The organism is Mycobacterium sp. (assembly GCF_036488105.1).
In the GTDB taxonomy this organism is placed as follows: domain Bacteria; phylum Actinomycetota; class Actinomycetes; order Mycobacteriales; family Mycobacteriaceae; genus Mycobacterium.
Genome location: NZ_DASXHW010000140.1, coordinates 1 through 20,443, shown reverse-complemented (window position 1 = coordinate 20,443; position 20,443 = coordinate 1). Strand labels below are relative to the sequence as shown.

Annotated in this window: 19 protein-coding genes and 1 pseudogene; 11 read left to right on the top strand and 9 right to left on the bottom strand. The window is 63.7% G+C overall.

Annotated features, from left to right (window positions below; translation table 11 throughout):
- The 5 genes from VGH54_RS07340 to VGH54_RS07320 form a co-directional block, all read right to left on the bottom strand.
- Positions 1-1,458, bottom strand: a 1,458-nt coding sequence (locus VGH54_RS07340) for a class I adenylate-forming enzyme family protein (RefSeq protein ID WP_331511275.1), incomplete at its 3' end; no start/stop codon positions are given.
- Entirely contained in the window at positions 1,448-2,935 is a 1,488-nt protein-coding gene (locus VGH54_RS07335) for a class I adenylate-forming enzyme family protein (RefSeq protein ID WP_331511274.1), read from the bottom strand. The genes VGH54_RS07340 and VGH54_RS07335, both read right to left, overlap by 11 nt.
- Positions 2,932-3,714 (bottom strand): enoyl-CoA hydratase/isomerase family protein, encoded by a 783-nt coding sequence (locus VGH54_RS07330; protein WP_331511273.1) that lies wholly within the window; start codon positions 3,712-3,714, stop codon positions 2,932-2,934. Before VGH54_RS07330 ends, VGH54_RS07335 begins: the two co-directional genes overlap by 4 nt.
- Positions 3,711-4,532, bottom strand: a complete 822-nt coding sequence (locus VGH54_RS07325) for an enoyl-CoA hydratase/isomerase family protein (protein ID WP_331511272.1) — start codon at positions 4,530-4,532, stop codon at positions 3,711-3,713. Before VGH54_RS07325 ends, VGH54_RS07330 begins: the two co-directional genes overlap by 4 nt.
- Positions 4,533-4,577: 45 nt before the next feature.
- Positions 4,578-5,399 carry an enoyl-CoA hydratase/isomerase family protein gene (locus VGH54_RS07320; RefSeq protein ID WP_331511271.1) on the bottom strand — a complete coding sequence of 274 codons (822 nt, stop codon included), beginning with the start codon at positions 5,397-5,399 and terminating at the stop codon, positions 4,578-4,580.
- Positions 5,400-5,519: 120 nt separating this feature from the next.
- Between VGH54_RS07320 and VGH54_RS07315 the strand changes: the two genes are divergently transcribed.
- The 3 genes from VGH54_RS07315 to VGH54_RS07305 are packed head-to-tail and all read left to right on the top strand — an operon-like array spanning position 5,520 to position 7,964.
- Positions 5,520-6,212: a hypothetical protein gene (locus VGH54_RS07315; protein ID WP_331511270.1), complete on the top strand. Its 693-nt coding sequence runs from the start codon at positions 5,520-5,522 to the stop codon at positions 6,210-6,212.
- Between the two features lies 1 nt (position 6,213).
- Positions 6,214-7,047 (top strand): FadR/GntR family transcriptional regulator, encoded by an 834-nt coding sequence (locus tag VGH54_RS07310; RefSeq protein WP_331511269.1) that lies wholly within the window; start codon positions 6,214-6,216, stop codon positions 7,045-7,047.
- Positions 7,044-7,964, top strand: coding sequence for an enoyl-CoA hydratase/isomerase family protein (locus tag VGH54_RS07305; RefSeq protein WP_331511268.1), 921 nt, complete (start codon positions 7,044-7,046; stop codon positions 7,962-7,964). Before VGH54_RS07310 ends, VGH54_RS07305 begins: the two co-directional genes overlap by 4 nt.
- A gap of 5 nt (positions 7,965-7,969) precedes the next feature.
- Here VGH54_RS07305 and VGH54_RS07300 read toward each other — a convergent pair whose 3' ends face one another.
- The gene (locus VGH54_RS07300; RefSeq protein WP_331511267.1) at positions 7,970-8,767 is read right to left on the bottom strand and encodes a TetR/AcrR family transcriptional regulator; all 798 of its coding nucleotides are present in this window, start codon (positions 8,765-8,767) and stop codon (positions 7,970-7,972) included.
- Positions 8,768-8,957: 190 nt separating this feature from the next.
- Here VGH54_RS07300 and VGH54_RS07295 point away from each other — a divergent pair.
- The 7 genes and pseudogenes from VGH54_RS07295 to VGH54_RS07265 all read left to right on the top strand — a co-directional run.
- Positions 8,958-9,275: pseudogene (locus VGH54_RS07295) on the top strand (SDR family oxidoreductase); the annotation flags it as partial.
- A gap of 191 nt (positions 9,276-9,466) precedes the next feature.
- Positions 9,467-10,348 (top strand): enoyl-CoA hydratase, encoded by an 882-nt coding sequence (locus tag VGH54_RS07290; RefSeq protein ID WP_331511266.1) that lies wholly within the window; start codon positions 9,467-9,469, stop codon positions 10,346-10,348.
- A gap of 2 nt (positions 10,349-10,350) precedes the next feature.
- Positions 10,351-11,553, top strand: coding sequence for an amidohydrolase family protein (locus tag VGH54_RS07285; RefSeq protein ID WP_331511264.1), 1,203 nt, complete (start codon positions 10,351-10,353; stop codon positions 11,551-11,553).
- Positions 11,554-11,575: 22 nt separating this feature from the next.
- Positions 11,576-13,201 (top strand): acyl-CoA synthetase, encoded by a 1,626-nt coding sequence (locus VGH54_RS07280; RefSeq protein WP_331511263.1) that lies wholly within the window; start codon positions 11,576-11,578, stop codon positions 13,199-13,201.
- Entirely contained in the window at positions 13,198-14,037 is an 840-nt protein-coding gene (locus VGH54_RS07275) for an amidohydrolase family protein (RefSeq protein ID WP_331511262.1), read from the top strand. The genes VGH54_RS07280 and VGH54_RS07275 overlap by 4 nt, the downstream gene beginning before the upstream one ends.
- A gap of 2 nt (positions 14,038-14,039) precedes the next feature.
- Positions 14,040-15,077 (top strand): acyl-CoA dehydrogenase family protein, encoded by a 1,038-nt coding sequence (locus tag VGH54_RS07270; protein ID WP_331511261.1) that lies wholly within the window; start codon positions 14,040-14,042, stop codon positions 15,075-15,077.
- Positions 15,078-15,092: 15 nt separating this feature from the next.
- The gene (locus VGH54_RS07265; protein ID WP_331511260.1) at positions 15,093-16,283 is read left to right on the top strand and encodes an acyl-CoA dehydrogenase family protein; all 1,191 of its coding nucleotides are present in this window, start codon (positions 15,093-15,095) and stop codon (positions 16,281-16,283) included.
- A 4-nt stretch (positions 16,284-16,287) separates the two neighbouring features.
- On the opposite strand, the gene VGH54_RS07260 is transcribed toward VGH54_RS07265, so the two are convergent.
- The 3 genes from VGH54_RS07260 to VGH54_RS07250 all read right to left on the bottom strand — a co-directional run bounded on the left by VGH54_RS07260 (position 16,288) and on the right by VGH54_RS07250 (position 19,306).
- Positions 16,288-17,445, bottom strand: a complete 1,158-nt coding sequence (locus tag VGH54_RS07260) for a thiolase family protein (RefSeq protein ID WP_331511259.1) — start codon at positions 17,443-17,445, stop codon at positions 16,288-16,290.
- Between the two features lie 34 nt (positions 17,446-17,479).
- Complete coding sequence (locus tag VGH54_RS07255; RefSeq protein WP_331511258.1) at positions 17,480-18,691, bottom strand: cytochrome P450; 1,212 nt, start codon at positions 18,689-18,691, stop codon at positions 17,480-17,482.
- A gap of 129 nt (positions 18,692-18,820) precedes the next feature.
- A complete protein-coding gene (locus tag VGH54_RS07250) occupies positions 18,821-19,306 on the bottom strand; it encodes a helix-turn-helix domain-containing protein (protein WP_331511257.1) in 486 nt (161 codons plus the stop codon).
- A 91-nt stretch (positions 19,307-19,397) separates the two neighbouring features.
- On the opposite strand from VGH54_RS07250, the gene VGH54_RS07245 reads away from it, so the two are divergent.
- On the top strand, positions 19,398-20,443 hold a 1,046-nt coding region (locus VGH54_RS07245), incomplete at its 3' end, for a thiolase family protein (RefSeq protein ID WP_331511256.1).

Sequence of the window (20,443 nt, the reverse complement as noted above, 5' to 3'; positions counted from 1 at the left end):
TTCTGCCGCGAGTTGGCGACGAAGGCCGGTTTCGTCGAATGCGGCGCCGTTGTCCAGGGTGATGACGGCAGCGACCACTTGACCGCGGGCAGGATCCGGGATTCCGAAGACATGGGCCACGGCGCCGCCGGTGACCTTGGCGATGGCCTGCTCGACTTCGGCCGGCGAGACGTTGGCGCCGGCCGTCTTGATCATCGAACCGCGGCGGCCGATGTAGTAGACGAACCCGTCGTTGTCGGTGGCAACCAGGTCACCGGTGTGCAACCAGCCGTCAGCGTCGAAACATTCTTCCCGGCTGCGTTTGTAGTACCTCTGCATCAGACACGGCCCCCGGATGTAGAGCTCGCCGAGCGCCCCATCCTCGACCGGCATTCCGGTGTCAGGATCGACGATCTTGGTTTCCAATCCCGGTGCCGGCTTGCCGAACGACCCGCGTCGATGCTCGGGCTGGTCGGTCTCGTCAGCGTCGATCAGGACCACGCTGCCAGCCTCGGTCAGGCCGAGCATGTTATGCCGCAACTCCGGATCGGCGGGCCGTACCTCAGGAGCCATGATCGGGTACAGGTTCCCGTGTCGCATCGACGAAAGGTCGCGTCTGCCGAAACTCGGATGCCGCACCAGGTGCCTGACCGCGGCGCCGAATCCGTTGGTGACGGTGGGCTTTTCGGCCTCGAGCAGATCGAGCGTCTGGCCGGCATCTTCCGCGTTGGAGCAGACCAGCGTCGACCCGGCGAGCAACGTGGCAAGCAACGCAAACCCGAGTCCTCCGATCCAGAAGAACGGCGAGTTGCAGAACAGCCTGTCGGCGGCAGTCAAGCCTCGGATCGCGTTGAGGTTTCTCTGATGGGTGAGCAGCGCGGTGTGGGTGTGCACCACCCCCTTGGGGGCGGTGGTCGTGCCCGAGGTGTAGACGATCGTGAGCGGGTCCGAGCCGTCGACATCGTCTTGCATCGCCGTCAAAAGCCGCTCATCGACCGTCTCGGCCAGCCGATGAAGGCGTTCTAGGTCAAAGATCACGTGCCGTAATTGCGGTGCGGTTATGTCGAATACCCGGCCGCCGGCGTCGAGGTCGGAACCGGGTAGCAGGTCGGTCAGCTGCTGCACATAGTCGTGCGAGCGGAAAGACGCCGCAGCGAGCAGGATTTCGGTGTCGCTGTCGACGAGTTGCTCGCGTAGTTCGCGCGCGGTGGCGAACGTGGAGAACGGCACGACGACGGCGCCGATTCGTGCCGCGGCCAGCATGGCGACGACGAACGCGACGCCGTTCGGGTAGAGCACTCCGACATGACTGCCCTTGCCGGCACCCAAACCGATGAGCCCACGAGCCAGTCGCGCGGAAAGCCGGTCTGCATCGGCATAGCTGATGCGTTCGGAATCGCAGATGAGCAGGGGGTGATCGCCCCTGCTGCGGGCTTGTGCGTGCAGTACGTCGGCGACGGTTGTCGATTCACTCGACATGGTCGCCCTGCGTCGCGGACAGTGCGTCGCGAAAATGGCGCCGGATCGCACCCAGATCGGGCTTGCCGGACGGCGTCCTCGGGAGATCGGCGACGATCGCGATGTCGGTGGGAATTTCGTATCGGGCCAGTCGGGATTGCAGGAAATCGATGAGCTCGGCAGCATTCGCCGATCCTGGCGCTCGAAGTTCCACCATGGCCACCGGTGTTTCCCCGAGGCGTTCATCGGTGTGCCCCACGACAGCGGCGCCCGCCACGGCGGGGTGGCTTTCCAACGCGCTGCGCACGTCGTCGGGCATGATTTTGAAGCCGCCGCGAATGATCGCCTGGTCGGCGCGGCCGGTGATCCACAGAAACCCGTCGGCGTCGATGCGTGCCATGTCGGTGGTGCGCATCCAGTCCGCGGAAGCCCCGAGCTGCGCGGGTTTCACCTCCAGCAGGCCGATCCGATCAGGCCCTAGCGGTGTGCCGTCGTCGCTGACCACCCGCAATTGAGCCCCGGGGTTGGCGCGTCCCACGCTGCCGCGTTTGGCCTGCCAGTACTTCTGGTGGTCGGTCAACGTCCAGCTTGCCACGCCGCCGCCGAATTCGGTTGCGGCGTAGGAAGTCAGCACCGGGATTCCGTACTTCTCGGTGAACGCGTCGGCATCTTCCGGCGATAGCGGGGCGGTCCCAGACGTCACGGCGCGGATACTCGCCAGATCCTCACGAGGCACGTCGGAATGCAGCACCATCCTCAGCGCGGTCGGCACCAGCGACACCGCGCGAGGTCGGTGCGAGCGGACCGCTTCGGCCCACCGATCGAGCTCGAATCGTTCCAGCAACACAAAGGGGCGCGCCTCGGCAACGCATTGCAGGATTCGGAAGATCCCACCGATATGCACCAGCGGTGAGTTCACGATCGCCACACCTCGACGCAACTCCGTTGGCGCCGTTGACTGCTCGGCTTCCGGGCCCATCACGCTGTGCGCCAGCAGGTCGTAGGTGAGGTCTACCCGTTTGGGCGGTCCGGTTGTCCCGCTGGTCAACATCCGCACCGCGACCTCGGGCCGCGCCTGGTAGGTGTGGATCTGGCTAGCTGCAACTACTTTGGGCTTTGTGCCGACGGCCGAGATCGAGACCGCCGTCGTGGCCGGCGGCCCGCCGGCTATGGCCAGATCGTCTGGTTCGCCGATGATCAACGGGAGCGCAAGCTGATCGACGTCTGCTTGGATGCGCTCATCGCCGCGGCCCGGGTTGATGACCACCACCGTGGCGCCGCAGCGCAGCACACCGAGCAGCGCGGCAACGTGCGCGGGGCGATTGCGCAACAGAATTCCGACTTGTGGTCGGTCGGTGCCGGTAAGCGAACTGATCTGTTCGGCAAGGTCGCGGAGCATTCCCCAGGACAGCCATTGGCGGTCATACTCCAGGGCGGGTGCGTCGGGTTGTAGACGCAGCACGTCGTCGATGCGCCGACTCAGCCGGTGCGACCTCATCGAATTTTCGGGTCCGATGCGCGCTGGTTGGCACGCTTCGCGAGCTCGGCGGTGCCGATAGGATTCCCCAGCCGGGTGTAGATCAGCCCCTGGTCCAGTGCCGCCCGGTACGGCTTGTCCAACGATTCCCAAATTGCCTTGACGGTGCCCTGGGTTGCCGACGGCGGGTTGGCCGCAATAGTTGCGGCGATTTCGTGTGCGCGCATCCAAAGGTCTTCCGGGGAGACCACTTCCGATACCAGGCCGATGCGCAGAGCCGTGTCGGCGCTGACCCGTTCGTCGTTGCCCATCAGGGCGATTCGCAATGTCTCACCCAGTCCGATGCGTCGCATCAGCCCGACCGGCTCCAGCGCGCACACCAACCCGGCCGACACGTGCGAGTCGAAGAATGTCGCGTCGGTCGAGCAGATGACCACGTCGGACTCGTTGACGAAGTAGAACGCGCCGGCGGTGCACATACCCTGCACGGCGCACACCACCGGCTTCCACATCTTCTGCCACTTGGGGCTCAGCGCCTCGCCGGGATCTTCGTGGTTCCAGATGTTTTCTGGTTGGCCATAGGGCGTCTTGATGTCGAGGCCCGCACTGAACGCTCGGTCACCGGCGGCCCGCAACACCACGGCGTTGACGGAGTCGTCAGCTTTGACGATCCGCCATGCTTCGGCCATTTCCTCGCACATGGTTCGGTTGAACGCGTTCAGCTGGTCGGGTCGGCTCAGCGTGATGGTGGCGACCCGGTCGCCACTATCCACGCCGAGTTCGATGGTCTCGAAGCTCATCGGCACTGCCACTGCGGTGGCCGCTTCTCGACGAACGCCCGGGGCCCCTCCAACGAATCCTCGGTGTGCAGATTGCGTTCGCGGAAGGACTCGGCCAGCATCTCGGCTGCGTGCAGCGGTAAGTCCAGGCCCTTGAGGATGGCCAGCCGAGTGCCCCGAACGGCAAGCGGCGCATTCAAGTTGACAATGTCGGCGATCTCATGAGCGCGTTCCAGCAGCCGATCGTGTTCGATGATCTCGCTGATCATCCCGAGCTCATATGCTCGCTGCGCACCCATCCGTTCATGCTTGCCGACCAGAGCCATCCGCAACGCGGTTGAGCGGGGTAGCACGCGGGCCACCCGGACCAACTCGCGCGCGGCAACCAGACCGATGCTGACGTGCGGGTCGAAAAACGTCGCCTTGTCGGAAGCGATCACGATGTCGCCGGTGGTGACCCAGTCGAGCCCGGCGCCGCAACACAATCCGTTGATCGCAGCGAGCACCGGTTTGGCCATCGTGCGAAACGGCGGGGTACCTTCCTGCGGCGCCTCCCACTGTTCATAGCTGGACAGATACGGTCGCTCGTTGATCACCTTGCCGTCGCCGGGAATCGCCTTGACGTCCGCGCCGGTACAGAATGCCCGCCCAGTGCCGGTGACGATGAGAATCCATACGTTGTCGTCGTTTTCGGCTTCGTCGTAGGCGTGACGCAGCTCGCTGATCATATGCGGGCTGAGCGCATTGAGAGCGTCCGGCCGGTTCAGGGTAATCGTTGCTTTACGCCCGTCCACCTCGTACTTGATGGTGTCGTATGACGGTGCCGAGCTAGCTGACATCAACGTTCCTTGTTGCCTAGTGGGGATGGATATCGATGCCGGTGGTCATCGTCCGTTGAACTTCGGTGGGCGTCGTTCGCGGAATGCCGCGAGGCCTTCTTTGAAATCGCCTGTTCTGCAAGAGAGTTCGAGGACGAACAATTCCTGCGTCATCGACTGGCTCAGCGTGGCGTGCTGGCCGTAGTTGATGGCCTGCTTCGCCAGTCCCAGCGCCACCGTAGGCCCGGCGGCCAACCGGGCCAACAGCTCTTCGCTGACGCGGTCCACATCAGCCGGGGCCACAGCTTGGTGAATCAACCCCCAGTCCGCGGCATCAGTCGCGCTGACTTTGTCGCCGAGCAACAGCATCTGTTTGGCACGTGCCAGCCCGACCAATCGGGGAAGTAGCCACGTTGCGCCCGAATCAGGACTGAATCCTCGCGTCGCGAAAGGCTCCCAGAACACCGCGTCGTCGGCCGCCACCGTGAAGTCGGCGGCCAGTGCCAGATTGCAGCCGAGACCAACGGCGAATCCACGGACCGTGCAGACGACTGGCAACTGGATGTCGTGGATCAGTTCGATCACGCGGTGCGCGGTGTGGGGTGTGCGCCGAAGGAGGTCGCCGGCGCGCGGCCGCTGGTCGCTGCTGCTGTTGGTGGCAACCCAGTCGGCACCGGAGCAGAAGTCGTCGCCCGCACCGCGGATGTGGATGGCCCGCAGTGAGTCATCGGTGGCGGCCTCGGTCAGCGTCGCGACAAGCTCTTCGATCATCTTGCGGTTCAACGAGTTACGCCGCGACGGCCGATCGAGTGTGAGCCGCAGGATGGCGCCGTCGTGGCGCGCGGACAGCGAGCCGTCAGGCGCCGCTGAATCCGCGTCCTGACTCACCGTCGAGTCCGCCCTTCCGTGTCGCTACGGATACCTCTACAGTAGGCAATACGATTGCTTCGCTGTATAACTTAGCAAGGAAAGCCGCGCTACGGAACAGGGGCGTCGGGAAGAGGTCAGATGGGCGAACACCAGGCAGCGGGTGCCCGTGCGCGCCCCAACTCCGATGCGGCCAGATTCGGTGAGGCGCCGCTCGCCCAGACCGTCGCAGCGGCCGGCGCAATCCGTCGGCTCAGCTCATTGCTGCTGTCGCTCGAACACGCACACCCCACCGTCGACGCGATCCTCGCCCAGATCAACGATTGGGAAGCGGAGCTGAACGCGGCGGTTCCACCGGACAGCACACCGCGGATCGGGGACGACGACGATGGCGCCCGGCGGGTCTACCTCGATCACGCGACGGATATCGGCGCGTTCAACCCGTGCTTTCCGGAATACCGCTTCGATCACCTCGACGGCGAAACAGCCTCGGGGCAAGTTAATTTCCCGGTGGTCTACGAGGGCCCGCCCGGATTGGTCCACGGCGGCTTTCTTGCGGTGTTCTTCGACTGTGTCATGCAACATCAGAACTGCGTCGCCGGACTCTCCGGCAAGACCCGGTCACTGCAGGTCACCTTCCGGCGCCCGACGCCGGTGCTGACCGCGTTGCGTTTCGACATTGCACGGTCACCACAGGAGCGGGGCATCACGTCAACGGCCCGGGTCCTGCTCGACGAGGAGGTGCTGTGCGTCGGCGAAGTCACGACGCTGGCGGTGCCTCCGGACAAGCTGACCGGGCACCGATTCGGCAATCGACGGGCCGAGCCGACCTGACATGGCCGTCCAACGTTTTCGCCAACCCCGTGTCGCCGAACTCGTCGCCTCTCAGTTGCGGGACGACATTTTGTCCGGTCGCTTGAAGGAAGGTGACGTTCTCCCGTCGCAGGAGAGCTTGTTCGCCGAATTCGGCGTGAGCCCGCCCGCGTTGCGCGAGGCCATCCACATCTTGGAGACCGATGGGCTGATTTCCGTGCGCCGTGGCAATGTCGGCGGCGCGGTCATCCACCACCCGACCGCCGAACGTACGGCGCACATGCTCAGCATGGTTTTACAGACGAGGGCCGCCACGCCGGTGGACGTCAGCGAGGCGCTGGTGCATCTCGAGCCGATCTGCGCGGGGATGTGTGCCGCGCGCGAGGACCGGATGACCGAGGTGGTGCCCTACCTTCAGGACGAGATTGACATCCAGACAGCACAATTCGATGACGTGTCGCAATACGTGCCGAATGCCCGGCGGTTTCACGAGACGCTGGTCTCCCGGTGTGGCAACGAGCCGATGATCCTGCTGATCGGATCGTTGGAATTGATTTGGTCGGCCCACGAGTCGGCCGTATGGAACGGCCACGGCGAACCGGCGCCGATGGTGGACAAGACCAGGCGTGCCGCACTGCGCGATCACCAACGCCTGCTCGACGCCATCAGCGACGGCAATGCCACCCGGGCAGTACGGCTGGCACAAGACCACCTGAGCGCGGCGCGCCGAAACACGCTGGCCTTCGGTACCGGCCAAACGATCGAGGCCAAGCTGATGTCGGATCTAGAGGCACGCCTAGATCCGCGCTTGACCTACAACGGCCGGCCACACAGCAGAAAGGGCTCGCGCAGATGACCGCCTCAGACAGCAGCGATGACCGCGTTCTCTTCGAAATCGATCCGGAAAAGCGGATTGCCACAATCACGTTGAACAACCCCAAGCAGCGCAACTCCTACGACGCAAGCATGCGCGAGGCCGTTGCCCGATGCCTGGACCGCGTCGCGGACGACGACGACCTGACTGTTGTGCTGTTGCGCGGAGCAGATGGTGTGTTCAGCACGGGCGCGGACATGAGCAATGCCTACGGCTGGTACGGAGAGCGAAGCTCAGAACAGTTGGGGGACGGCGAAACTCGATCGGCCAAGAGCCGTCCCAGCCAGCGCCGCCGGCTCACGGTGGACCGTAAGTCCTTCAGCTTCTACCACAACCTGATGGGCTTCCCGAAAGTCACCGTTGGCGAGATCAGTGGCTACGCACTTGGGGGCGGCTTCGAAATCGCTTTGATGACAGATATTTCCGTGATCGCCAGGGACACCAAGATCGGTATGCCGGCCACCCGCTTCCTGGGTCCGGCACTGGGCAGCCTGCACATGTTCTTCCACCGATTGGGCCCGGTGTTGGCCCGCCGTCTGCTGTTGACCGGCGATATCATCGACGCCGAGGCGGTAGAGAATCTCGGAATCTTCACCGAGACTTGCGATCCCGGCCAAGTAGCGGGACGGGCTCGGTATTGGGCGGAGAAGGCCGCCAAGATGCCGGCCGACGGCGTTGTCATTGCGAAGGAGGCTTTCCGGCTGGTCGAGCAGAGCCAGGCGTACCAGGGCGAAGAAGTTGCGAGCTACCTGTTCCATGCATTCGGCACAAACCTGCAGTTCGCACCGGGCGAGTTCAACTTCGTCAAAACGCGCGCGCAGCACGGAACCAAGGAGGCTTTCCGGCTTCGTGACGAGCACTTCAACGTGCCGGAGCCACCTAAAAGTTCAGCACCGTAACCGTTTTACTCCCGCGAGCCCTTAGCCCGCCCACTGGAGGGGGATTTGCGTTGCCGTGACGGCGTCGACTTGCGGCCTGCCGACTTCGAGCTGTGATCGATCAGCCGGCTGGCGTGGTCAAGAATGCAGTCCAAGCCGTATTCGAAGTTGTTGTCGTCCGGGGCGCCGATGTGATGGCCCTTGTTGGTCATCTGAGCGAGCAGCGGGGTGACCTCGGGATCGATGACCATCGCGTCTTCGATTGTGCGACCGCCGTTTTCCGTCGCCCGGTTCTTCTCCTGGAGCCGGTGCAGCACAACCGACCCCCGGACGTGGACCGACACCGCGGAGTAGGTGTCAAAAGCCTCTTCCGGTGACAGCCCCGCCTCGACCAGACCGCCGATAGCTTTCTCGATCTCCTGGACACCGAGCCGCGCCGCTCTGGGACTCAGCGCTGACCTGATCAGAATCAGATCACACAGTATTGGGTTGCCCATGAAGGTTTTACGCATCGAGCGGGCGTGGTTGCGCAGCGTCTCGCGCCAGTCGGTGGCCTCGACGTACGGGGTGGCGAAGACGTATTTACGCAATGCGCGGTCGGTCATCGCGTTGAGTAAATCGTCCTTCTTGCGGAAGTACCAGTAGATGCTCGTGACGCCGACGCCGAGGTGCTTGCCGAGCAGCGGCATGCTCAGGTTGTCGATCGAGACCTGCTCTGCGAGTTCGAATGCACCGCTGATGATGTCGTCGGGATTGATGGACCCACGCTCGCGCCGCTGACGCTTTTCGGCGGTTGCTTGCTTAGCCACTGCGGGCACCTCCATCCCGTTGAACGCTGCGCCGGCCGTTCCGGCTTCGCGGTCTGGTGGACTCGAATCTACCGGCAGTTGCCGGTTGATCTGCGGTAACGCAGCCGTGTCGCCATCCCCGCCTGCTACTGTAATACCTATCGTAGGGTTTTTGATACGCCTGGCGGCAAGCGAAGGGTAACCGGGTATTTGCCATGGATCTAGGGCTGACAAATGCGAACGGCAAAGTGTCATCCTGCCGGCGTCCACGGCGGCCAAGGCGGCGCTGACGAGCGTCTCCAAGAACTTGTCGCTGCTACTGGCCAAAGACGAGATTCTGGTCAACGTCGTGTCGCCGGGCGGCATCGCCTCCGAGTCGTTGGTCGGCTGGGCGGCGTCGGTGGGTGTCGACGGCAACGATCCGTACCGGCTGATGGACGCTATCGCCGAACACTTCGGTCACCCCGCACATCTGCCCAGGGCGGGACTGCCACACGAAATGGGCTCGGTGGTGGCGTTTTTGGCGTCGCGGCGCAATTCGTAAGTGACAGGAGCGAACGTCAATGTCGATGGTGGCTCGGACTTCACCTAGCGGCTGCCGCGGATCCGAATTTCGGCCGTTCGTGCGGCGGCGCGAGGCCCGTCGCGACAGTTGCAGAATGCAGTACCGATAGGTATACAGTATGCGTACACGCTGCACGGGAATTGCCACCTGAACTCAGGGGAGGACGGTCGATGAGCACCGCCGACGAACTCGTCGCCGACCCTGGTCAGGACGAGGCAGTGATCTACGAGGTCACTGCGACCGGTGTCGCGGTCATGACGCTCAACCGTCCCGACCGACTCAACACCTGGGGCGGAGACATCGCCACCGCCTTCTACGCGGGATTGGACCGCGCTGAGCAAGACCCGGCCGTCCGGGTGATCGTGCTGACTGGTCGCGGTAAAGCATTCTGCGCCGGCGCTCAGCTGGGTTCGATGGGAAATGTCTCGGAGGCGATCGAGAAGACCGACGAGGGCAAGCTGGCGAGCTTGGTCGGGGATCGGCAGCCGTATCATCTGACGACGCTGTGCAAACCGGTCATCGCAGCCATCAACGGGTCCTGTGTCGGCATCGGTCTCACCCAGGCGCTGATGTGCGACGTTCGGTTCGCCGCTGCCGGTGCGAAGTTCGCGGCGTCGTTTGCCCGCCGCGGGCTGATCGCGGAATACGGCGTCTCGTGGATACTTCCGCGACTGACCGGCTGGGGCGTCGCGCTCGACCTGCTGTTGAGCGGGCGGACATTTCTCGCCGACGAGGCGGCGCAACTCGGACTGGTCAAAGAGGTCGTGCCGCCCGAACAACTGATGACACGGGCGATGGCCTACGCCGAGGACATCGCCCAAAACTGTTCGCCCGCATCGATGGCAGTCATCAAGCGCCAGGCGTACGGCGATGCGATGCGGGAGGTGGCCGACTCCAGCTCGCGGTCCGAGGTCTTGCTGCAGCGGTCGCTGCAGCTTCCCGACGTCATCGAAGGAATCACCAGCTTCCTCGAAAAGCGCGCCCCGAGTTTTCCCGGGCTGAGCGCCTCGGCAATCGCCACCGACGAATCATGCGGCACCGGAAAGGATTGACCATGGGGACCTTGGGCTATAAGGCCATCGACGTCGACAACCATTACTACGAGCCGGTGGACGCATTCACCCGGCACCTGGACAAGAAGTTCCGCAGGCGGGGCGTTCAGATGTTCAGCGACGGCAAGCACACCCAGGCGATCATCGGGGACCGGGTGAACCGCTTCATCCCCAACCCGACTTTCGACCCGATCATCGAGCCGGGCTGCCTGGATCTGTTGTTCCGCGGTCAGATTCCCGAAGGTGTCGACCCGGCGTCGCTGATGAAGGTCGAGCGGCTCGAACAGCACCCCGAGTACCAGGACCGTGATGCCCGCATCACGGTGATGGAAACCCAGGGCATCGAAACCGTTTTCATGTTGCCGACATTCGCGTGCGGCGTCGAAGAGGCGCTCAAGCACGATGTTGAGGCGACGATGGCCTCGGTTCACGCGTTCAACCTGTGGCTGGACGAGGATTGGGGTTTCGACCGGTCCGACCATCGGATCATCGCCGCGCCGATCATCTCGCTGGCCGATCCGGCCGGGGCGCTCGAGGAGGTGGAGTTCGTCCTGGCCCGTGGCGCGAAGCTGGTACTGGTACGTCCGGCCCCAGTGCCCGGCGTGGTCAAGCCGCGGTCGTTGGGCGATCCCGTGCACGACCCGGTGTGGGCCGCGTTGGCCGAAGCCGGGGTACCGGTCGGCTTCCACCTCAGCGACAGCGGCTATCTCCAAATCGCCGGAATGTGGGGTGGCAGATCGACATTCGAGGGGTTCGGCGGGTCGGAGCCGTTGGAGCAGATACTCACCGACGACCGGGCTATCCACGACACGATGGCCTCGATGATCGCGCACGGCGTGTTCACCCGTCACCCGCAACTGAAGGCGGTCAGCATCGAGAATGGCTCCTCCTTCGTGCACCGGCTGATCAAGCGGCTGAAGAAGGCTGCAAACAGTCACCCGCGTCTATTCCCCGAGGATCCGGTGGACCAGCTTCGCAATAACGTCTGGATTGCGCCCTACTACGAAGACGACCTGCCCGAGTTGGCCTCGGTGATCGGCGTCGAGAAGATCCTGTTCGGATCGGACTGGCCGCACGGCGAAGGATTGGAGAACCCGGTGTCGTTCACCGAGGAGCTCGCCGGCTTCAGCGCTGCTGACATCCGGAAGGTGATGCGCGACAACGCATTGGATCTGCTCGACGTCAAAGTCGGGTCGGCGGCATGAGCGCTCGAGGCCCCGCGAAGCCATGAGCGAGTGGACCATAGGCGCGGTCCTGGACGTGATCGCCGAGGTCGTTCCCGACCGGGCGATCACCGTCTGCGGTGAGCGTCGCACGACGTTCGCCGAGACTGCGGACCGCACCCGGCGGCTCGCAAACTATCTCGCGGCCAACGGCTTCGGCGCTCATCACGAACGCGCGGCCCTGCAGAACTGGGAATGCGGACAGGATCGCGTGGCGCTGGTCATGCACAACGACCTGTACGCCGACATGGTCGTCGGTTGCCTGAAGGGCCGCACCGTTCCGGTGAACGTCAACTACAACTACACGGCGCGCGAAGTTTGCGAACTGCTCGACTACGTCCGGCCGCGTGCCGTCATCTATCACAAGTCGCTCGGCGCCAAGTTCGCCGATGTGCTGTCGCCCGACAATGCGGACCTGCTGCTGTCGGTCGACGACGGAAGTACGGCGCCCGACCTGCCCGGCGCGGTGTCCCTGGACAATGCACTGGCGCAGGGGAACGTCGACCAGAACGTGAGCCCTTCTCCCGACGATCTGTTGATGGTCTGCACCGGCGGCACCACTGGTCGGCCCAAAGGCGTGCTCTGGCGCCAATCCGACATCTACGTCTCGTCGATGATGGGCGCCGATCATGCTTCTGCTCAAGAGATCCGGGACAAGGTGAATCGCAACGCCGGACAGCCCTGGTTCGCCGTTTCGCCGCTGATGCATGCCGCCGGTATGTGGACGGCGTTCGCGGCCATCATGGCCGGCCTGACCGTCGTGCTCTACGACACCAGCAAGAAACTCGACCCGCAATTGGTATGGCAAACCGCGGAGCGCGAGAAAGTGGGCATGATGACGATGGTCGGGGATGCCTACGCCGGGCCGCTGGTCGCTGAATTGCGACGAGGCAGCTACGACTTGTCGTCGCTGGCCGCCATCGGCACCGGTGGTGCCGCAACGAATCTCAAACATCAACAGGCTTTGCTGGCACTGTTGCCTCAGCTCACTCTGATCAACGGGTACGGCTCGTCGGAGACCGGGAACATGGGATTCGGGCACAGCCACGGCGACACCCGAACCGACACCTTCACGCTGCGCGAGGGCGGACTGGTGCTGTCCGAGGACTACAGCCACTTTCTTGCTCCAGGCGACCATGAGGTGGGATGGGCCGCCAGGGAAGGCCGAATTCCGTTGGGATATTTCGACGATCCCGACGCCACCCGCAAGACCTTCCCGGAGGTCGACGGCAAACGCGTGGTGATATCGGGCGATCGTGGCGCGCTGGAAGCGGATGGGACGCTGCGGTTGTACGGCCGCGACTCGTTGGTGGTCAACACCGGCGGCGAGAAGGTGTTCGTCGAAGAAGTCGAAGAAGTGCTGCGTGCCCACCCGGGTATTGCCGACGCGTTGGTCATCGGCCGCCCGAGCGAACGCTGGGGCGAAGAGATTATTGCTCTGATCCAGCCGCGAGACCAAGCCGACACGGCACACGAACTGCTGCACGCCCATTGCACATCCCAATTGGCCTCATTCAAGGCACCCAAGGAATTCATCGTGGTTGACCAAGTCCGCCGCCTGGGCAACGGCAAGGCCGACTACCGCTGGGCCAAACGGCGGGCGACGGAGAAAGCGCCGATGTCGACATGAACGCCAGCCGCGTTATCGATTGCCTCGTCAACGTGCACTTCGGTGAGACCGAGAAGCAACCCACCTGGATGCTCAAGGTGCGCGACGACTACTTCAAAGGCGCCGAGTCGATGTTCGCACCGGTGGATCTGTCGGCGCTGCTGGAGGAGATGGACGAGCACGGTGTCCGTAGGGCTGTGCTGATGGACAACCTCGCGAAGCCTTCGGTGACGGCGCGCAAATTCGTCGAAGCGAAGCCAGACCGGTTCGCGCTCGCGATGGGCGGCGTCAACTTGCTGCGACCGATGCCATCGTTGCGCGAGCTCAGCGCGGTTGTCAACGACCTTCCTGTCGCGTATGCCGCTGTCGGGCCGAGCTTCTGGGGTGACGGACAGTACCCGCCGAGCGACGCCGTCTACTACCCGCTGTACACCAAATGCGCCGAGATGGGACTGCCGCTGTGTATCAACACCGGCCTTCCCGGGCCACCCATTCCCGGTGAGGTGCAAAACCCCATTCATCTCGACCGGGTCTGTGTGCGGTTCCCCGAGTTGAAGCTGTGCATGATTCACGGCGCGGATCCCTGGTGGGACATCGCCATCCGGCTGCTGATCAAATACTCGAACCTGCGCCTGATGACGTCGGCCTGGTCGCCGAAGCGGCTACCGGACAGCCTGCTGCACTACATGCGAACGCGTGGATCCGACAAGGTGATCTATGCCTCCGACTGGCCGGTGTTGAAAATACGCCGCGTCGTGCCCGAGGCGCAGGCCCTGGACCTGCCCGCGGGCGTCCTGGAGAACTACCTCTACAACAATGCGCACACCTTCTTTTTCGAGGGCCAAGAGGAGCACTGACCATGGACCGCTACGAACTTCGCAGAATCGACTACAGCCTGACCGAAGATCATCAGGCTCTGCAGGTTGCGTATCGCGACTTCTTCAAGACGCATTGTTCGATCGAAACCGTGCGCGCAGCAGAGGAATCCGGCTTCGACAAGAGCCTGTGGGAGCGGCTGTGCGGTATGGGCGCCACGACGATGGCGTTGCCCGACACCGTCGGGGGAGACGGAGCGACGCTGGTCGATCTGACCTTGGTCGCCGAGGAGATCGGCCGCTCACTGGCGCCCGTGCCATGGATCGACCATGTGTGTGCGGCACGGTTGCTCGCCAGATTGGGCTCGGCGGAACCAGATGTCGTCAGCGGCCAGCGGCTCGTGTCGTTCGATCCACAGCACGACAACGTGCGCGGGAGTCGGCTCATTCCAACCGGATCGATCGCGGATCAGATCATCGTTCGCGACGGTGAGGACGTGGTGCGGCTCAGCTTCGATACCCGGCCGACAAAGGTCGACAACATCGGTCGGCTACCGATGGCCTGGGTCGATCCGGCTACTGCCGACACCAGCGTCGTGCTGGCAAGCGGTCCTGAAGCCTTAGCGGAATACCAACGGGCGCTGGACGAGTGGCGGGTACTGATGGCCGCGTCGCTGACCGGGCTGGTTGAAGAGACGATGACCATCGCGGCGGAGTTCGCCAAGACCCGCTACACGCTAGGTGTTCCGATCTCCACACTGCAGGGCATCTCCCATCCGCTGGCCAACATCGCCATCACCGTGCAAGGCGGCCGCAATCTGGCTCGGCGCGCTGCGTGGTTCCTGGAAAACGAGCCCGACGAGCGCCCCGAGTTGGCGCCATCGGCGTTTGTGTTCATGGCCGAGGAAGCGTCGAAGGCAGCGACCATGGCGGTGCATGTGCAAGGCGGTCTCGGCGTCTCCGCGGAGGCTGCCGCGACGGCGTATCTGGTGCGCGCCCGTGGCTGGGCGCTGGCCGGCGGAGACCCGGGAGCCAGCGCCAAGTACATCGCGGAGCTTGTCGCCGCACGCGAAAGCCGTTGAGGAAAGGACATATAGGTGGATTTCTCACGAGTGGCGCTCGCCGACGACGACCAGACCTTCCTCGACGAGGCTCGCGATTTTCTAACGACTCACGTGACCGACGATGTCAGGCGGCGCGACCGGGAAACCGGTGACAACTTCGACGAGGGCGTCCATTTGGCACTAGGCGCCGCGGGTTACCTGGAACGTGAGTGGAAGGGGGCTGCCGACGGCGGTTTCACCCGGGTTCGCCGTCGCATCTGGGAATTGGAGAAGCGCCGGGCCCACGTTCCCTGGGTGACCTGGGGGACCACCGCCATGGTGGCGCGTTCGGTGGTGAAGTTCGGTTCACAAGAGTTGCAGGCCGAAGTCATGCCAAAAGTGTTCAGCGGTGAGGTACGCCTGTGTCTTGGCTACACCGAACCGGAAGGTGGCTCCGACATAGCGACGTGTAAGACCCGTGCTGTCCGCGACGGCGACGGCTGGATCATCAACGGATCGAAGATGTTCACTACCGGTGCGCACAAGTGCCAGTACGTCTTCTTGATCACCAACACTGACCCTGATGCTCCAAAGCACAAGAGCCTGACCATGTTTCTGGTGCCACTGGATTCTGCGGGCATCGATATCCAGGGCATCCGCACCGTCGACGGCGACCGCACCAACATCGTGTACTACAGCGACGTGCGGGTCGACGACAAATACCGGCTCGGCGATGTCAACGCGGGCTGGACCGTGTTACGCGAGCCGCTCAACACCGAGCACGGCGCCGTCGCTGCCGCACCGGACGGGTTGCAGGACGTCTCGATCATGATGCACCAGGCCGGGTTCATGGCCGATGCGCTGGACAAGACCGCAGCCAAGGCCGGGGAGCGGGACCCTAACGGGCACAGGCTTGTTGACGACAAATCGGTGGCTTATCGGTTGGGCCGGAGCGCCGCCCGGATCGAGGCGGCGCTGAGTGCGCCGAGCACCTTCGGCCGGGTGGCGATCGCGCAGACGATGCGCGATGTTTCACCGGAGTTGATGGACATTCTCGGTGCGGCCTCGACGCTGCCGATGGGTACCGACGGTGCGGCTGACGACGGTGCATCGGAGTACGTGTACCGGTTCGCCCCGCTGGTCGGGATCTACGGCGGCACCCTGGAGGTCTTCCGCAACATGATCGCGCAATACGCGCTCGGCCTGGGCAAGCCGAACTATTCGGCGCCCAAGAAGGTTTCGTAGCCGGTCAGGTCGAAAGGATGGTTGCGGCGGCGGTTCCGGGCGCACCGTAAACCTGGGCGAACCCGACTCGCGGAGTTCCCGGAACCTGGCGTTCACCTGCCTGGCCGCGCAACTGCCGCACCAGTTCGTGCATCTGCCGCAAACCTGATGCCCCGATCGGTTCGCCGTTGGCGATCAGTCCACCGTCAGTGTTGACCGGCATGGCGCCGCCGATCTCGGTGGCACCGTCGGCCAACAGCTTCTCCTGCTCGCCGTCGGCACAGAATCCCGCGTCGGCCATGTGAATGATCTCCGCGCCGGCGTCGGTGTCCTGCAACTGGATGACGTCGACATCCTGGGGCGAGACGCCCGCCTTCTCGAAGGCGGCTTTTGCGGCGTAGACGGTCGGGGAGACGTCCTCATCGACCGGTGCGTACGTGGTGTTGACCTCGTAAGCGCCATAGCGCCGGGTGCGGACTTCGACCGCCCGCACATAGACGGGTTTAGTGGTGAACCGATGCGCGATGTCGGCGCGACACATCACGACGGCGGCGGCGCCTTCGTTGGGGGCGCAGAACATGTACTGGGTCAGTGGGTAATTCAGGATCGGCGAGGCCAGGATGGCCTCTTCGGAGATCGGCTTGCGGCGGAAGGCATTGGGGTTCAACACCCCGTTGCGGAAGTTCTTCGCGGCGACCTTGGCCAGCGTGCCGGTCGAGATGCCATAGTCATGGAGGTATTTATTGGCCTTCATCCCGAAGAACTGGGTAGTGAGGTATTGGCCGTTCTCCGCGTACCAGCTCGGCATGCCCACCAGCGCGGGATCTTCGGTGAAGGCACCCCGCGGGTGCTTGTCCATGCCGACAGCAACGCCAATGTCGTAGTCGCCCAACCGGATACTGTCAGCGCATAATTTGGTCGCACTGGCCGCGGTGGCACAGGCGTTGAAGACGTCGGTGAACGGAATGCCGGTGAGACCGACCATGCCGACGATCGCATCCGGGTTCGCCACCGTCCAGCTGCCGCCGACTGCGAATTGAATGTCCTTCCAGCCGACACCCGCGTCGGCGAGCGCGAGCCCGATTGCGTCGACGGCCATCTGCATGGCGGATTTGCCCTCGAAGCGGCCGAACGGGTGCAGACCAACCCCGATGATGGCCACCTCGTTCGTACTACGGCTCATGCGGAGCCCTCCATCACTTTGACCATCGCGGAACCTACTTGGCGTCGAACGTCACGGGCAATGCTGTCGGCGAGCGGAAGGGCTGGCCATAGATGTGCGGGTCGTCATCGGTGACCAGCTTGATATTGGTTACTCGACTCAGCAGACATTCCAGCGCTACCCGAGTCTCCATGCGCGCGAGGTGCAGACCGAGGCAGGTGTGTTCTCCGGCGGCGAAGGAGATGTGGGGTAGCTGCTTGCGGAAGATGTCGAAATGTTCGGAGCGTTCCCAGCGGTGCCGGTCGCGATTGGCCGAGCCGATGCACAGGTCGACAGCCGACCGTGCGGGTATCTCAATCCCTTGCAGCACAGTGTCTTCAGTAGTGAAGCGTTGGACCGTGGTCAGCGGCGTCTCGAACCGCAGTCCTTCTTCGATCGCCGGCGCAAGCAACATGTGATCGGATTGGACCGCGGCAAACTGCTCGGGGTGGGTGAGCAATAAGAACAACAGGTTGCCCGATGAACGGTAGGTGGTTTCCAGCCCGGCGGGAAGCAGCAGCCGCAGGAACGAGTAGATGGCCTCGTCGCTGAGCTTTTCGCCGTCAATCTCTGCGGTGACCAGATCGCCGATGACGTCCTCGGTCGGTTTGGCCCTGCGCTGTTCGATTTGGTCCAGGAAATAGTCTTTCAGCGCCGCGGAGGCCTCGAAAGCGCGCTCGTACTTGATGGTGTAGTTGATCAACTGCACCGCGCGCCGCCGGAAGGTCGGCAGATCATCGGCCGGTAGACCCAAGAGCGCTGCGATAACGCGGGTCGGGAACTCGAAGGTGAAATCGCGGACGAGATCCGCGTGCCCGGCATCGATGAACTCGTCGATCAGCGCGTCGCAGATTGGCCGCACAATCTCCGCTTCCCAGCGGGCCAGCGCCTTGGACTTGAACGCTGCGGACGCCAGATTGCGGTGTTCGCGATGCTTCTTGCCCTCCATCGCCAAAATGGAGGGACCGATGAACAGCCCGATCGTGTTGTCGTAATAGGTCGAGCTGAACACCTTGCCGTCGCGAAATGCCATATTCACCGCGTCGAATGACATCGCGGCGAAGGAGTTCTTGGGCCGCAACGGTTCCGGAGTTTTGGAGTAGTCGATGACCGTGCCGTGGAATACGCCCGCCCCGTCGCGTTTCTGGGCGAAGTACGGGTAGGGATCACGGATGAAGTCGGCGGGTAGGGCGGCGTTGACAGCGGCGTCTCGAAGTTGACTTTCCACGGCTGTGCTCCAGCTTCGTCGAGCGGACCGGCGTCCTGCCGAATGATCGTACTGTAAATATTACAGTAGCGTACATCGGTGGGCGGGCCGGCGTGAGAAAAGACCGCTTCCTGATCGAAGGGCTCCGAATCAGGGGTCGTGCCGGTTCCGCCTGGTCAATTCCACGCCGAGTTCCTCGAACGGCACCGGATGGCCTTTGGCGCAGCGGACTTCGACCGAGGCGTCGGCGCCGCAATCGAGATGGGTAAGCCGCAATCGGTTGCTGCCGGGCAGGTGACGTTGACCCCATTCGAACATCGCCCACACCACCGGCATGAAATCGATGCCGGCCTCGGTGAGCACATACTCGTCGCGGGTGCGCTGCCCCGGCTCGCGATAGGGCCGCCGCGTCAACAGCCCGAGGTCGACCAGTTCGGACAACCGCGCGGAGGCGGCAGCCTTGGTGATTCCGACCCGCTGGGCGAAGTCGTCGAATCGGGTGGTGCCGTAGTAGGCCTCGCGCATGATCAGCATCGCGGACTTGGTGCCGAGTGCCGACATGGTCTTCTCGATCGAGCAATGGCCGAGCGAGGACCAGGCCTCGCGGTCAGCCAACACGCCTTGTAGGAGTGGCACAGATCACCTCCGTTCTGGGTTGCTCTCAGTATACCTAGGTGTTACACCTGCGTATAGCTAGATAAACCTAGCGTGGACTCAAGGAGGAGTCGTGGCATACCAAGGTCGAGACGCCGTCATCGTGGGTGCGTTACGCACGCCGGTCGGCAAGGGCAAGGCGAGCGGCGCACTGCACGAGGTGCTCCCCGCAGACCTGCTGGCGCACAGTCTGCGCGAGTTGGTGCAGCGCACGGGTGTGGACCCGGTGCAGATTGACGATGTCATCGCGGGAGCCGTGACCCAAGTGGGCGATCAGGCCGTCAATATCGCACGTAACGCATTGCTGGGGGCGGGCTTTCCGGAGTCGGTTCCGGGTATCAGCATCGACCGCCAGTGCGGCAGCAGCCAGCAGGCGATCAGTTTCGCCGCTCAGGGTGTCATCGCGGGCGCATACGACGTGGTCGTCGCTGCGGGTGTGGAATCCATGAGCCGGGTGCCGATGGGCACGTCGGTTCTGCCGGGCAGCAACCCATTCGGCCAAGGCATGAAAGAGCGTTACCCCGAAGGCCTGGTGCCTCAAGGCATCAGTGCTGAACTCATCGCGGCCCGGTGGGGCTTCTCGCGAACGGATCTCGACGAGTTCTCCGCGGCCAGCCATGAGAAAGCGGCGCGGGCGACCAAGGACGGACTCTTCGACAACGAGTTGGCCCCGATCGCAGGGTTGAGCACCGACGAGATCATCCGTCCCGGTACCACGGTCGAGACCCTCGCCGGGCTCAAGCCGGCTTTTTACGACCCCGCCGTGGAAAAGCGCTTTCCGCAGATCAATTGGGAGATCACGCCCGGTAACTCTTCGCCGCTGTCGGACGGCAGTGCCGCGGTATTGATTACCAGCGGTGCGGCGGCCAGGAAGCTGGGCCTGCGTCCGCTGGCCCGGATTCACACCACCACCGTGGTGGGCTCGGATCCGCTCTACATGCTGACCGGCGTGATTCCGGCGACCGAAAAGGTACTGCATCGCGCCGGGCTGACGCTCGCCGACATCGACCTGTTCGAGGTCAACGAGGCGTTCGCCCCAGTGGTGCTGGCCTGGGCGAAGGACACCGGAGCCGATTTGGCCAAGACGAACGTGAACGGCGGCGCGATCGCCATCGGACA